10 protein-coding genes and 3 pseudogenes are annotated in these 14,391 nt (G+C 70.6%); 8 read left to right on the top strand and 5 right to left on the bottom strand.

Features of this window, described 5'->3' with window-relative positions:
• Positions 1 to 998, top strand: a pseudogene (locus tag FU260_RS16010) (stage II sporulation protein M).
• 9 nt (positions 999 to 1,007) lie between these two features.
• Complete coding sequence (locus FU260_RS16005) at positions 1,008 to 2,525, top strand: serine hydrolase domain-containing protein (RefSeq protein ID WP_147917965.1); 1,518 nt, start codon at positions 1,008 to 1,010, stop codon at positions 2,523 to 2,525.
• A 188-nt stretch (positions 2,526 to 2,713) separates the two neighbouring features.
• On the opposite strand, the gene FU260_RS16000 is transcribed toward FU260_RS16005, so the two are convergent.
• The 5 genes from FU260_RS16000 to FU260_RS15980 form a co-directional block, all read right to left on the bottom strand.
• On the bottom strand, positions 2,714 to 4,006 hold the full coding sequence (locus tag FU260_RS16000) for a DUF58 domain-containing protein (RefSeq protein ID WP_147917964.1): 1,293 nt from the start codon (positions 4,004 to 4,006) through the stop codon (positions 2,714 to 2,716).
• Entirely contained in the window at positions 4,006 to 4,980 is a 975-nt protein-coding gene (locus tag FU260_RS15995) for an AAA family ATPase (protein WP_147919546.1), read from the bottom strand. Before FU260_RS15995 ends, FU260_RS16000 begins: the two co-directional genes overlap by 1 nt.
• A gap of 572 nt (positions 4,981 to 5,552) precedes the next feature.
• Positions 5,553 to 6,737, bottom strand: coding sequence for a DUF4350 domain-containing protein (locus FU260_RS15990; RefSeq protein ID WP_147917963.1), 1,185 nt, complete (start codon positions 6,735 to 6,737; stop codon positions 5,553 to 5,555).
• Positions 6,734 to 7,411, bottom strand: coding sequence for a DUF4129 domain-containing protein (locus FU260_RS15985; protein ID WP_235912459.1), 678 nt, complete (start codon positions 7,409 to 7,411; stop codon positions 6,734 to 6,736). Before FU260_RS15985 ends, FU260_RS15990 begins: the two co-directional genes overlap by 4 nt.
• Positions 7,408 to 8,346 carry a DUF7847 domain-containing protein gene (locus FU260_RS15980; protein WP_147917962.1) on the bottom strand — a complete coding sequence of 313 codons (939 nt, stop codon included), beginning with the start codon at positions 8,344 to 8,346 and terminating at the stop codon, positions 7,408 to 7,410. The genes FU260_RS15985 and FU260_RS15980 overlap by 4 nt, the downstream gene beginning before the upstream one ends.
• A gap of 695 nt (positions 8,347 to 9,041) precedes the next feature.
• Here FU260_RS15980 and mtrA point away from each other — a divergent pair.
• From mtrA to FU260_RS23645, 6 genes and pseudogenes are all read left to right on the top strand, one after another.
• Positions 9,042 to 9,725, top strand: coding sequence for an MtrAB system response regulator MtrA (gene mtrA / locus FU260_RS15975; RefSeq protein WP_147917961.1), 684 nt, complete (start codon positions 9,042 to 9,044; stop codon positions 9,723 to 9,725).
• A complete protein-coding gene (mtrB, locus tag FU260_RS15970; protein ID WP_235912458.1) occupies positions 9,722 to 11,422 on the top strand; it encodes an MtrAB system histidine kinase MtrB in 1,701 nt (566 codons plus the stop codon). Before mtrA ends, mtrB begins: the two co-directional genes overlap by 4 nt.
• Positions 11,398 to 12,270: pseudogene (locus tag FU260_RS24635) on the top strand (LpqB family beta-propeller domain-containing protein); the annotation flags it as partial. The gene mtrB and the pseudogene FU260_RS24635, both read left to right, overlap by 25 nt.
• Positions 12,271 to 12,400: 130 nt before the next feature.
• Positions 12,401 to 12,760 (top strand): annotated as a pseudogene (locus FU260_RS24630) (LpqB family beta-propeller domain-containing protein); the annotation flags it as partial.
• A 100-nt stretch (positions 12,761 to 12,860) separates the two neighbouring features.
• A complete protein-coding gene (locus FU260_RS24405) occupies positions 12,861 to 13,100 on the top strand; it encodes an LpqB family beta-propeller domain-containing protein (RefSeq protein ID WP_168211801.1) in 240 nt (79 codons plus the stop codon).
• A gap of 206 nt (positions 13,101 to 13,306) precedes the next feature.
• Positions 13,307 to 14,293 carry a hypothetical protein gene (locus FU260_RS23645; RefSeq protein WP_168211800.1) on the top strand — a complete coding sequence of 329 codons (987 nt, stop codon included), beginning with the start codon at positions 13,307 to 13,309 and terminating at the stop codon, positions 14,291 to 14,293.
• The last annotated feature ends 98 nt before the right edge of the window (positions 14,294 to 14,391 follow it).

The raw sequence follows: 14,391 nt of genomic DNA, 5'->3' as shown, positions 1-14,391 counted from the left end.
GTGGACATCGATGCATTCGTGGCGGTGAATTCCGGGCGGTGGGAGCGGCTCGCTGCACTGCTGCGCCAGCGCCGGCTGGACGGTGCCGAGGCAGATGAACTGATCCGTAACTACCAGCTCACCGCCACCGACCTGTCCCGGGTGCGCACCAGCGCCCCGGACCCGAGCATCGTCACCCGGCTGTCCATCCTGCTCGCCCGCGCTCGTGGCCTGATCGCGGGGGCGCACGAGCCGGCCTGGAACGACGTCGCCCGGTTCGCGGTGATCTCGCTGCCGGCGGCGTTCTACCGGGTGCGCTGGTGGACGATCGCCGCGATGCTGCTGTTCTGTGTCTACGGGGTGGCGGCCGGGTTCTGGGCCTATAACGACCCGGCGGTGCTGGCACAGATGGGTACCCCGGCGATGCGCGAGCAGTACGCGAATGAGGCGTTCGAGGCGTACTACTCCAACTACCCGGCCCCGGACTTCGCGGCCCAGGTATGGACGAACAATGCGTGGGATCACCGCTCGGGCCATCGGCGGCGGCATCACCGGGGTCTTCCCGATCTACATCCTGCTGCAGAACGCTCAGGGCATCGGGATGTCCGCGGCCGTGATGGCCGAGCACGACTACCTGGACGTGTTCTTCGCACTGATCCTGCCGCACGGGCTGATGGAGCTGTCCGCGATCTTCATCGCCGTTGGTGCCGGGGTCAAGCTCTGCTGGGCCTGGGTGTCCCCGGGCCCGCGTACCCGCGCACGGGCCCTCGCAGAAGAGGGCCGAGCCATTGTGACGGTAGCGATCGGACTGGCGATCGTGCTCGGGGTCAGCGGCCTCGTGGAAGGCTTTGTCACGCCGTCGAACCTGCCCACCGGGGTGAAGATCACCATCGGCGCGCTCGTCCTCGCGGCCTACTGGGGTCTACACGATCGTGCTCGGCCGGCGGGCGGTGCGCGACGGCGAGACCGGCGACGTGCGCGCCGAGCACGCCGAGGACACTGTGGCGATGGCGGCCTGAGCCGAGACCATGTCTCAGACCGACGTGAGTGCCGTCCTGCGCAGCTCCGACAGCGCGGAGACCGTCGGCATTCCGAGCTCCGCTATCCTCGCACTCTTGCGCCGCATGGAACGGCGCGGTCTGAACGCTCACTCGCTGCTGATCGCCCGTCATGGCGCGATCGCGTTCGAGGCCTACTGGCACCCGTACTCGCCCGAGACGCCACACCGGTTGTACTCGGCGAGCAAGTCGCTGGTGTCGCTGGCGATCGGCACTCTGGTTGACGACGGCCGGCTCAGCCTCGAGGACCGGATCATCGACCATTTTCCGGACAAGCTACCGTCCGGGGACCTCGACCCGTACCTGACGGCCATGCGGGTGGTCGACCTGCTGACGATGCGCACCGCGCACGGCTCGACCACCTTCAAGCAGGTGGCCGATACCGACTGGGTGCGCACCTTCTTCACCGTGCCGCCGAACCGGCAGCCAGGCATGGTGTTCTCCTATGACACCTCGGGATCGGTGGTGCTGACTGCCCTGGTCGAACGCCTCTCCGGGAAGCCCTTGACCGAGTATCTGACGGACCGGGTGCTGACGCGGATCGGTGTGCAGGACCCATGGTTCTCGCTCGTCAGTCCGACGGGTATGGATCTCGCCGAGCGGGGTGGGCAGCCAACCTGGCGGGAGGTGGAGTCAAACCCCGAGGGCACCTCCCACGGTGGGTCCGGAGTGTTCTGCACACCCCGGGACCTGCTCCGCGTCGCGCAGCTCTGCCTGGCCCAGGGCAGGTGGGGGAGCGACCAGGTGATCTCAGCGGAGTTCCTGCGCGCCGCTACCGACTACCAGGTATCGACGGCGCTCACGTCCCCAGCGTTCCCGGACGGCAGGTGCGGTTACGGCTACCAGTTCTGGCGGAACCGGGGCGGCGGGTACAGCATGCGTGGCATGGGCGGTCAGATCGCCCTGTGCCTGCCGGAGGAGGACGTCGTCATCGTCACCACCGGCGACAACCAGGGCGTCGGTGGAGCCGATCAGGCGTTCTTCGACGCAGTGGCGGAGGAACTGGTGCCGGCGCTCGGGGCACCGCGCGCCGTAGACCCGGACTCCGCGGCGGAGCTGGCTCGCTACGCGCGCTCACTGGCGTTAGCCCCGGTGCCGGTCACCGGCAGCCGGGCGGGAGGCAGGTTCCGTGCCGAGTACGAGCTCGATCCCGGTCCGACGGCGTTCGTCGGCTTGGAACTGGACGTCTCACCGGACTTCGGGGTGCTTCGGCTGCACACCGCTGATGGCCAGCAACGGGAGTTCCGGTTCGGACTGGGATCGCTGGTGCGGCACGGCCTGCCCGGCTACGGCTATGAGACGCACAGCTCAGGTGCTTGGCTGGACGAGAACACCCTGCACGTCCACTCGCACGTGCTCGGGCGCTACCTCGCGCAGATCGACCTGATGGTCACGGCCGGTGGGGAGGCCGTGACCCTGGTGATGAACCGTGCGGCCGAGGCGTTCGCTGAGGAGTACGAGGGCACCGTGAGTGGGCGGCGGCGCTGATCGACGGGCGCCTGAACACCGTTCGGCAGGCTGAGTACCGGAAATCGGGTGCTCAGCCTGCCAATCGGTCCTCAGCCGGGGGTGCGCTCGACCAGGAGGGCGCACGGCCAGGATCGAACTCAGCCGGGCGCACGGCCAGGATCGAGCTCAGCCGGGCACACGGCCGGTAGCGGCGCCCTGGCAGCGGACTAGAGCCGGCCGGCGGCCTTCAGCGCCAGATAGGTGTCCGCCAGCGCGGGTGGGAGGTGGTCGGGCAGCCGCTCCACCACCTCGGCGCCGGTGCGCCGCAGCCGCGCGGCCAACGCCGCACGCTCCAGGTCGCTGCGCTCGGCGGCGGCAGCGTCGAACACCTCTGCGGAGGTCTCCCGGGAGCGGCGCAGCTGGTCGGTGCCCGGGTCGGTGGCCGAGGCGACGATCAGCTGGTGGTCCCGGGCGAGGGTGGCCACAGCCGGCAGCAGCCCGGTCTCGGCCACTCCCGCTTCCACCGCCGTGAGCAGCACCACCAGCGCCCGCTGGGAGAGCGTGTCCCGAACTTGTTGGGTGGTCCGGGTCCAGTCAGGTTCCACCAGAGTAGGATGCACCACTGAGAGGGCATCGGCGAGCTTGGCCATCACGGTAGGTCCGTGGTTGCCGCGCACCCGGGCGCGCACCGTGTGGTCCAGGGCGAGCAGGTCCACCCGGTCCCCGGCCTTGGAGGCTAGCGCGGTGAGCAGCAGCGCGGCCTCGATCTGTGCCTCGATCCGGGGCTCGTCCCCGAGCCGGGCGGCGGAGAGCCGGGAGGAGTCCAGCACGATCATCACCCGCCGGTCTCGCTCCGGGCGCCAGGTGCGCACCACCACTTCGGAGCGCCGGGCGGTGGCGCGCCAGTCGATCGCGCGGACATCGTCGCCGATCACGTACTCGCGCAATGAGTCGAACTCGGTGCCCTGCCCGCGCACGTTCACTGCCGTGCGCCCGTCCATCTCCCGCAACCGGGCCAGTCGGGACGGTAGATGCCGGCGAGACTTGAACTCGGAGAGCACTCGCAGGCTGCCGGGCACGTTCCGGGACGCCTGCCGGGCGGCCAGCCGCAGCGGGCCGTAGCAGCGCACCGTCACCAGGTCCGCCTGCAGATCCCCGCGCCGGTGCGGCCGCAGCGGGGTGCGCACCCGGCGCGACTCGCCGGGCGGCACGGTGAGCCGGAACCGGTTCGTCCCGGCGCCGGCGGTCGGCTGCCAGGCGTCGCGCACCAGGACCCGCAGCGTCCGGTTGCTGGTGTTGGTCAGGGTGAGCACCGAGGTGACCGGCTGCTCCCGGCGCACCGACCCGAGCGAGCCACGCCGCACCTGCACTGCCGCAGGCGAGCCGGCCAGCAGCAGGTCCGCCGCCACGGCGAGCACCACGATCAGCGCCCATACCCACACGGTGGCGGCCTGAGGAACCAGCGCCACCGGAAGGATGCCGAGCGCGACCAGCGCGACAGCCGGACCAGTGATGACCATCAGCGCGGAACCGGGACGGACCCCAGGATCCCGTCGAGCACGGTCTCGGCGGTCACGCCTTCCAGCTCGGCCTCGGCGCGCAGCTGTACCCGGTGCCGGAGCGTGGGGTGCGCCAGCGCCTTGACGTCGTCCGGGGTGACGAACCGGCGACCGGACAGCCACGCCCACGCACGGGAGGTGCCGAGCAACGCCGTCGCACCGCGGGGGGAGACCCCCAGCTGCAGCGACGGGGAGGTGCGGGTGGCCCGGCAGATGTCCACGATGTAGCCGAGCACCTCGGGTCCGATCTCCACCTCGGCCACTTCGGCGCGCGCAGCGGCGAGCTGTTCGGCGTCGGCCACGGCCCGCACACCGGCCGCGGCCAGGTCCCGGGGGTTGAAGTCGTGGGCGTGCCGGTGCAGCACCTCGATCTCCTCGCCCCGCTGCGGCAGCGGCAGGATCAGCTTCAGCAGGAACCGGTCCAGCTGGGCTTCCGGAAGCGGGTAGGTGCCTTCGTACTCGACCGGGTTCTGGGTGGCGATCACCATGAACGGGTCCGGCAGCGGGCGCGGCTCGCCGTCCACGCTGACCTGCCGCTCCTCCATCGCTTCCAGCAGCGAGGCCTGGGTCTTCGGCGGGGTGCGGTTGATCTCGTCGGCGAGCATCAGGTTGGTGAACACCGGACCTTCGCGGAAGGAGAACTCGGCGGTGCGTGCGTCGTAGATCAGCGAGCCGGTGACATCACCAGGCATCAGGTCCGGGGTGAACTGGACCCGCTTCATCTCCAGCTCCAGCGCGGCCCCCAGGGTGCGGGTGAGCAACGTCTTGGCCACCCCGGGCACCCCTTCGAGCAGGACGTGGCCACGGCAGAGCAGGGCGATCACCAGACCGGTCACCGCAGCGTCCTGGCCGACCACCGCCTTGGCCACCTCACCGCGCACTGCCGCCAGGGTGGCGCGCACCGGAGAGTCGCTGGCGGGGGCTTCGGCGGGCACACCGGGCTGGGCCGGGTGCGCATCCGGTGCTGGTGCGCCGCCGGGCTGAGCCGGGTAGTCCTGTCCGTAGGAGTAGCCCTGCCCGTAGGTCTGCCCGCCCTGCGGTGCCGGCTGGCCCTGACCGGGATAGAGCGGCGCGCCCGTGCTGCCGTAGGAGTACTGCGGGTAGGGCTGGCCTTGGCCGGCGGCCTGTCCGCTGGCCTGACCGAATGAGCCGGGCGACGGCGGAGGTCCGTCTTGACCGGCGGCCTGTCCGCTGGCCTGACCGAACAAGCCGGGCGACGGCGGAGGTCCCGCGGAGGGGGCGCCGTCGCCCTGGGGAGACAGGCCGGGGGAGCCCCCTTGCGGAGGCTGGCCGGCTGGACTGGGGGAGCCGCCTTGCGGGGGCTGGCCAACTGGACTGGGGGCGCCGCCTTGCGGAGGCCCCCCAGCGGGGGCGGGGGTGCCGCCCTGGGGCGCCGCGTGCGCACCGCCGGACTCCGGAGGTGGTTGCGGTGCGGGGGGAGCGTACGGCGAGCTCGGCTGCTCACCCTGCTCGGGGTGGGAGGCGGCGGGTCCTGAGGGGGTGGTCATCAGCGATGAACCTCGCTTTCCAGTGTGTCCAGGGCCTGGGTCAGGGTGACGAGCGATGCGTCGTCGGTGGGTGGTGGGCCGTACAACAGGGAGTCGATCGCGTCCGCCGGTCGACCGGTGGCGCGCGCGAACGCCTCGACCACGTCCGGACCGGTGGCGGTGCGGGGCAGGCCGAGCCGAGCAGCGATCCGGGAGATGGTCCCGGCGCGCAGGGCCGCAGCTGCATGCTCGTGCGCCCGACCTCTGCGGTACAGCCGGCCTCGTCCGCGGGTGGTCTCCGTGGCACGCACGATCACCGGCAGCGGCTCCACCACCACCCGGCCGAGCCGTCGGCCGCGCCAGTAGGCGAACGCCACCAGGGCGATCAGCACCTGCACGGCGACCACGCCCGGGACGAGTGACGGCGTGCCCTCCTCGGTCATCCCGAAGTCGTCGTTGGGGTCGGGCACGTACCAGGTGAGGTGCTCGTGCTGGCCGAGGATGCGCAGCACCAGCGCCGCGTTCCCGGCCTCGTCCAGCCCGGCATTGGTGAGCGGGTGCGGGTTCGGCAGCACCGACCAGGTCTGGCCGTCCTCCTCGGTCCAGGTCCCGAACGCCACGGCGGCGCCGGTGTCATCCAGCGGGAAGCAGCCCTCGATATCCGCTTGCGTGGTCAGGCTCGGCCCGGAGGTGGACAGGCCCTCGGCGGCCTGGGCGTGCTCGTTGGCACATTCGGCCGGGTAGGTGCTCTGCCCGCCGCCGCCCTCCACCTGGACCCGGTCGGTGAGCTCGGCGAGATCGCCGTAGCCCAGACCGATCAGCACCACATCGGCCGGCACGTCTGCGAGTGCCTGCTGCTGCTCGGGACGCAGCTCGTCGGCGCCGGTGATCAACAAGGTGGCGTCCGGGCGGGCATCGGCCAGGGCGGCATCGGTGCTGCTGACCTCGGTGACCTGCACACCCTGCTCGCCGAGGATCTGGGCCGCCGCCCGGGCGCCGACCTCATCCGGGTTGGTCGACGAGAGGGGAGCCTGGCTGGTGTCCGGGGACAGCCGGCTGAGCAGCACTGCCGCGAGGATCAGCGCCACCAGCGCGATCGCGACGAACATCAGGCTGCGCCGGCCGGAGCGTTGCTTCGTGCTCTCGTCCTCGGGGGCACTGGCGCGCCGCCCGAGCGCGTCGAACGTGGCCGGGGCGGCCCTCATCCGGTCACCGCCGGTTCGTCGTGCTCCATCCCGGCGAGCTGCACCGGTCGGGCGGCGGCGACCGCGTCGTCCACGGCCACCACTCGGTCATAGTCATCGCGTTCGGCCTGCCGGTCGCCGTAGCAGACCGCGTCGAACAGGTGGGAGACCACCAGCAGGTCTGCGGCGCAGTCCGGCAGCCCACGCCCGGCCTCGGTAGCGGCCTCGTAGGCGGTGCGCCCGGCCCGGTCCTCCAGCACCACCCGTTCGTCCAAAGACCGCACGATCGCGCGGAATCGCTCCAGCACGGCCCGGGAGAAGTCCCCGGCGGCGGCCGCGGCCTCGGCCGCCGACCTCAGCTCACCCGAGGTGCGCTCGTCACCGTCGAGCACGACGGCGCTCGCACCCTGCTGCCGTGCACGACGGCGCCGGATCGGTCCACCGATCAGCAGCGCCGCAGCCACGATCAGCGCTACCACGGCCAGCACCACCAGCGGGACCACCACCGGGCCGACGTCCTCGTTCCAGGACATCAGCTTGCGCCACAGCTCGGACAGCCAGAACAGCAGCCGTTCCAGCAGCGTGGGCTCGTCGTTGTAGATGGCCTTGGCGAGCTCGGCCTGGGCCCACTCGCGGGCATCGTCCGCCGACGGCGTCAGAGGAACGTCCCGCGACCAGGGGCCAAGCACGCTCACGACTCCTGGGCGGCTCGGGCGAGTTCGACGTCGAGCGCTTCCAGGCGCATCCGAACGTCGATGTAGAGCAGTGCGGTCACCGCGGCCATGAACGGGGTGGTGATGGACAGCGCGATCACGTTGGCCACCAGGTTCAGGACGTACATCCCGTCGGAGCCGATGAACTGACCGAAGATCGCGACCGGGTAGGCGATGATCGAGCTCAGGATGCCGACCAGGATCGCGGTCAGCAGGTAGATGCCCAGCACCCGCCAGAACGACTGCTTGACCAGCGTGAACGAACGCCGCAGCGCCGTGAACACTCCGGCACGCTCAAGCACCAGGGCCGGTGTAGCCAGCACGGTAAGGGTGGCCACTGCGAGGATCCCGACCAGCATCAGCAGCGAAACGACCAGGACGCCGAGGGCGATCGCGGCGGTGCTCCCGGTGAGCGCCAGGAGCGCGATGATGCCGACGAGCACGGCAACCACGGCGAGCATGAGTACGGTGACCACGAGGCTGAGCAGCAGAAGCCGGGGGATCTGCCGCTTGGTGGCGTGCCAGACCTCCTCCAGGTTCATCTTCCGACCGATCACCGCCTGGCTCACCGCGTGGATGAGTAGACCGTTGAGGATCGTGGTGATCAGGAACGAGACCAGCCCGGAGATCGCGTAGCCGAGCGCGGCGGACTGCAGCGTGGCCAGCAGCGAGCTGGTGTCCAGCGTGGCCATCGTCTCCGGGTCCATCCCGACCAGGGCGTTCAGATCCTCGAAGACGCCCCAGGTGGCGATGCCCTGCACCAGCATCGCCAGGGAGACCAGCACGGCGGAGAGGACGAACATCACGGCCGGGTTGGTCCGGATGGATCGAATGGCGCCGTCATACATCTCGCCGAGAGTGAGCGGACGCAGCGGGATGATGCCGGGCTGCGGTGCCGGTCCCCACGCTGGCGGCATCCCACCGGCCTGCGCGCCGTACTGGCCGTAGTCGCCTCCGGGCTGCTGGCCCGGTGGTTGCTGGCCCGGCTGTTGGCCGTAGCCGCTTCCGGGCTGCTGGCCTGGCTGTTGGCCGTAGCCGCCGTGCTGCGTGTAGCCACTTTGTTGGCCGTAGCCGGGTTGCCCGGCGGCGGCAGGGCTACCGGGTTGTCCGTAACCACTCGGTTGCCCGTAGCCAGTCGGTTGTCCGTAGCCGCCAGGTGCGGGGGCCTCGCCCCATCCCGACGGCTGGCCGGATCCAGGGGGCTGGCTACCAGGGGGCTGTCCACCGGTGGGCGCACCAGGTGGCTGCGGGCCTGGCGGCGGCGAGGGCGGACCGCCCCAGCTGGGCGGCTCGGCTCCGTTCTGCCCTGGTGGATCCGGGTGGCTCATCGTGGTCTGCGTCCCCTTGGTCGTGGTGGTCGCCTCATCTTCGCACGGACGCCGCGCTGGACTCATCCGCGCCCGGCCCGCCTCCACCCGCCGCACCACCCACCCCCGGTGACTTGCCAACGGAGGGAGGTTCCGCCGTCGGAGGTAAGCGCCGACAGCCTCAGACCGCCTTGACGACCTCAGACACTCGTATACCGCCGGGCAGGCCCCCGGATCCGGCGTGCGCCGCCTGCTCTGTGCCCGACCTCACCCCGATTGTGCGGCGAAGGTGACACGATAGGACCATGAATGGACGCGTGCTGGTGGTGGACGACGACGCCGCGCTGTCGGAGATGATCGGCATCGTGCTGCAGTCCGAGGGGTACGAGACGGCGTTTTGCTCCGACGGTGCCAAAGCGGTCGAGGCCTACCGCACCGAGCAGCCGGACCTGATCCTGCTCGACCTGATGCTGCCGGGGATGGACGGGATCGAGATCTGCCGGCGGATCCGGGCCGAGTCCGGTGTGCCGATCGTGATGCTCACCGCCAAGGGCGACACCGCCGATGTGGTCCTGGGCTTGGAAGCCGGCGCCGACGACTACATGGCCAAACCGGCCAAACCCACCGAGCTGGTAGCCCGGGTCAAGGCGCGGCTGCGGAACCGGACCACCCAGGGCACCGAACGGCTGCCGATCGGGGACCTGGTGATCGATGTCCCCGGGCACCGGGTGGTCCGCGGCGAGGAGGCCATCAACCTCACCCCGCTGGAGTTCGACCTGATCGTCGCACTCGCCCGCAAACCCTGGCAGGTGTTCACTCGGGAGGTGCTGCTCGAGCAGGTGTGGGGATACCGGCACCAGGCGGACACCCGGCTGGTGAACGTGCATGTGCAGCGACTGCGCGCGAAGGTGGAGAAGGATCCGGAGAACCCTGAGGTAGTCGTGACCGTCCGCGGCGTCGGATACCGGGCAGGCACGCCCGTCTCGTGAACGCTCCCGCCGGACGGGAACGGTCCTGGTGGCAACGGGCCGTACGTACCTCGATCCAGGCGAGCCGGTGGCTGCGACGGCGCGCCCGGGTAGCGCTCCGGGCGTGGCGGCACTCGTTGCGGCTGCGGGTCTCGGCCACCACGGTGGCCGTGGGCACCCTCGCGCTGGTGCTGCTCGCCGTAGTGCTGGCCGACCAGGTGCGGGACGGCTTGTTCGACCAGCGACGTGAGCAGGTGCTCGCCGATGCCGCGAACGGCGCTGAGCAGGCGCAGCAGCAGTTCGACTCCACCACGGTCTCCAGCGTGCAGGATGTGCAGCAGCTCGGGGACGACATGGTGCGCGCCCTGCAGCAGTCCTCCCTGGACGCCGCCGGGGTGCTGTTGTTGCCCTCGCCGGACCAGTCCGGCTCGGGGCTGATCCAAGCTCCCGCCACCAACAACGCGTTGCGCCCGGTGATCAGCGACGAACTGCGTGCGCAGGTCCGCGACGAACAGTTCCAGCAGTGGCAGTCCGTGGCCGTGCCGGACGGTTCCGGGACAGTTCCGGGGATCGCGGTCGGTTCGCCGGTGACGATGCCCGTGGCCGGGGAGAACGAGCTGTACATCGTCTACTCGCTGGCCTCGGAGCAGGCGCAGCTGAGCCTGCTGCAGCGGGTGCTGGCGGTCGGTGCAGCGAGCCTGGTGGTGCTGCTTCTGGTGATGGCCTGGTACCTGACCCGGCAGGTGCTCGATCCGGTCCAGCAGGCGGCCCGCACGGCCGAGCGCCTGGCCGATGGTCACTTGACCGAGCGGATGGAGGTGCGGGGGCGCGACGAGCTGGCCACGCTGAGCAAGTCCTTCAACGAGATGGCCACCAGCCTGCAGGACCAGATCGAGAAGCTCGCCGAGCTCTCCCGGATGCAGCAGCGCTTCGTCTCCGATGTCTCCCACGAGCTGCGCACCCCGTTGACCACCGTGCGGATGGCGGCCGAGGTGCTCTACGAGGCCAGGAAGAGCTTCGGGCCGTCGCAGGCGCGCTCGGCCGAGCTGTTGCAGAATCAGCTCGACCGGTTCGAGAACCTGTTGGTCGACCTGTTGGAGATCTCCCGGTTCGATGCCGGTGCCGCAGTGCTGGACGTCGAAGCCCTCGATCTGCGCGTGGTGCTGGACCGGGTGGCCGCCCTGACCGAACCGCTCGCCGCCGAACGCGGATCCACGATCCGGATGCAAACGCCGGAGGCGCCTGTGGTGGCCGACGCCGATGCCCGACGGGTCGAACGCGTGCTGCGCAACCTGTTGGTGAACGCCGTCGAGCACGGCGAGGGCAAAGATATCGAGGTTCTCGTCGGCGAGCACGAGACCGCCGTGGCGGTCGCCGTGCGGGACCACGGGATAGGCATGACTCCGGTGCAGGCCGAGCACGTGTTCGACCGGTTCTGGCGTGCCGACCCGGCCCGCGCCCGGACCCTCGGCGGCACCGGGCTCGGTCTGGCAATCGCGCTCGAGGACGCGCGGTTACACGGCGGCACCCTGGATGCCTGGGGGACCCCCGGGGAGGGGGCCACGTTCCGGCTGACGCTTCCGCGCCGGGCGGGGTTGGAGATCGGCGAGTCCCCGCTGCGGCTGCGACCGGAGCGCGCCGAGGCCACCTTGGCCCGCGCCAACGACCCGGCAGGCCCGGCCGCCGTCCCACAATGGGAGCAGGAGGAAGAGTCGTGAACCGATCGCCCCGCCTGCTCGCCGCGCTGACCGCGCTCGCCCTGATGGCCGGCTGTGCCTCGCTGCCGACCGACGGCGCGGTGCAGCCGGGGGTGGAGGCCGGCCAGGAGGAAGGGGTCGGCTACGTGGTGGCAGCTGACCCCCAGCGCGGGGCCGGGCCGGATGAGATCGTGCGCGGATTTCAGTCCGCTGCGGTGGCCGGGAATGGCGACGAGTTCACCACGGCGCGCAAGTTCCTCACCGACTCCACCCGCTCGGACTGGGACCCCGCTGCACAGGTGGTGATCTACGACGGGTCAGTGCCACTGTCCTACGACGACTCGGTCGAGGGCACCGTGGAGGTCGAGGTCACCGTCGTGGCGACAGTGGACAGCGACGGGATCTACACCCAGGCTGCACCGGGTACCTCTTCCACGATGACCTACACGGTGGTCCAGGATGCGTCCGGGGAGTGGCGGATCAGCGGCCTGCCGGACGGTGTGCTGATGTCCGAGGTGAACTTCGGCACCTTGTACCGCAAGACTGCGGTGTACTTCCTCAGTGCGGACGGCAGCACCCTGGTGCCCGATCTGCGCTGGTACCCGCTGCGGAACAGAGCGACCTACGCGGTCCGAGGGCTGTTGGCCGGAGCCGCCGAGTGGCTCTCACCGGCGGTGATCTCGGCGATCCCGGACGGCACCGAGCTGTCCATCGACTCGGTCACCGTCAGCGGCGGGACCGCCAACGTTCCCCTCACCTCGGCCGTGCAGACCGCTAGCGCTGACGACCGCGCCCTCCTGGTGGCGCAGCTCGAGCAGACGCTGACGGCGCTGCCGCAGGTCCAGGGCGTGGAGGTCACCGTGGGCGATGTGCCGCTGGAGGTCAGTGCCGCGACCCCGGACCTCGCGGTGGACCCTGGTGTCGGCCGCACCCTGACCGTGCTGAACGACGAGAACCAGCTCGCTACCTACAACGGTGCCGAGCTCACTCCGGTGCCGGATGCGGTGGATCTGGGCTCGCTGGATCCGGCCGACCCGGCGGTGGGGTACAGCTCCGACCAGCAGACGGTGTTGCTCGCGGGGCGGCTCGCAGCTGCTCACCGCGGCCAGTGCCGAGGCCGAGGCCACGGTGCTGTTGGAGGGACAGAACCTGCTGCCGCCCTCGTACGCTCCGGACGGGTGGATCTGGACCGGGGAGCAGCAGAACTCTGGCGAGCTCCTCATCGCCCGCGCCGAAGGGAACCTGGAGGCGATCGAGACGCCGACGCTCGCCGGGATGAACATCCGCGCCCTCCGGGTGAGCAGGGACGGCGCACGGCTGGCGATGATCGTCGACTCGGACGGGTCGGTGCAGGTGATGGTGCACGCGATCACCATCGACGCCGACGGAACTCCCACCGGGATCGGACCCGGCGTGCGGGGTGGGCCGCGAGCTCAGCGACGCCAGCGACGTGGTCTGGGTGGACGAGACCCAGCTAGGCGTGCTCGGCGTGAGCCAGGCGACCCAGACGGTGCACGTGGTGGAGGTCGGTGGGCGCACGACCCCGTTGCCCAGCGTGGCCGACACGGTGCGCATCGCCTCCGGCCGGGGCGTGCGGGACCTGTATCTGGCCACCGAGGACGGCGGGCTCTATGGGCGCTCAGGGAACGGCTGGGCGCCGGTGATCAGCGGAGTGCGGTTTCCGACGTTCCCGGGGTAGTGCTGCCTGGCGCGGAGGTCGTTCCGGTGCACTGAGGGCGAAGAATTGCACCTCCCTGCCACAGATGTACCTCCGCAGTGGGTGTGGGTGCCGGGTACTTCCGCAGTGGGTGTGGGTCTGGGTGTGGGTGCTGACGTTGCTGCGTTATCCACAACACCCCCGCCTCCGCTCTCGGGCCGCCCGGTGAAGCTGGTGGTCTGTCACCTATGCACTCACTTCTTGACGATCTTCCCGTGCGGCCGGACGGACTGATCTTGGTCGCAGATGCCTCGGCGGTGGGCAGCAGGTACCGCGTGCACCGGCTGCACCAGGCGGGCACGCTCACGCGCGTCTGGCCCGGTGTCTACGCGGTGACCGAGACGGAGGAACAACGCGGTCCCCGGGCGGATGCTGCGCGATACCTGCGACGCGTCCGGGCGGCCGCGCACCAGATGCCTGGCCGGGTCTTCACCTCCTACTCCGCGGCGGCCCTGCTCGGACTGCCGATCGTGGGCCGGTGGCCGCGCGCGGTCTACGTGCTCGCTGGCGGTCCGAACGGTTCTCGACGCGGCGACGTGCGCTACATCGGTCACCGCCTGGATGCCCCGGAGGTCCGCGTCGACGGGATCCGGCTGACCGCGCCCGCATACACGGTGATTCAGGTAGCCCGCAATGCCACCCTGGCTGCGGGCTTGGTCGCCGCCGACGCTGCTCTGCGCCACCCGCCCTATGCCGAAAGAGCGCCGCTGCTCACTCCGGAGGTCTTGTCCGGCGAGCACGAGCGGCTACGCCCGTACCGTGGGCACGCTCGCGCGGCGGCTGTGCTGTGCCGCGCCACGCCGTTCGCCGACGGTGCGCTGGAGTCGATCAGCCGACTGGTGATCGAGGAGCTCGGATTCGCCGCTCCGGAGCTGCAGCACCGCTTCTGGCTGCCCGACCTCGGCGAGTACGCCTGGGTGGACTTCTGCTGGCCGGAGCTCGGCATCGCGATGGAAGCCGATGGGCACGGCAAGTACCTGGACGCAGGCTCCGGTACGCGCGCAGCACAGCGGGTGGTCCGAGAGAAGCGTCGGGAGGATGAGATCCGTGCTCAGGTGGAGAAGTTCGGACGCTGGGATTGGGACGACGCGTGGCGGGTGCATCCGCTGGAGCGGAAGCTCGAGCGCGCCGGAGTGCCCCGCACCCGTCCGCGCCGACGTCTCTTCGTGCCGTGAGCGTCGCAGCGCACGGCTGGCCGATCCGGTGGAGACACTCATGTGGCACCGAGGTGCTCCTTTCACACCTCGATCTGCAGAGAGTGCCTCCGCGCACA

The organism is Ruania zhangjianzhongii (assembly GCF_008000995.1).
Lineage (GTDB): Bacteria > Actinomycetota > Actinomycetes > Actinomycetales > Beutenbergiaceae > Ruania > Ruania zhangjianzhongii.
This window is presented reverse-complemented; position numbering and strand designations above follow the sequence as displayed.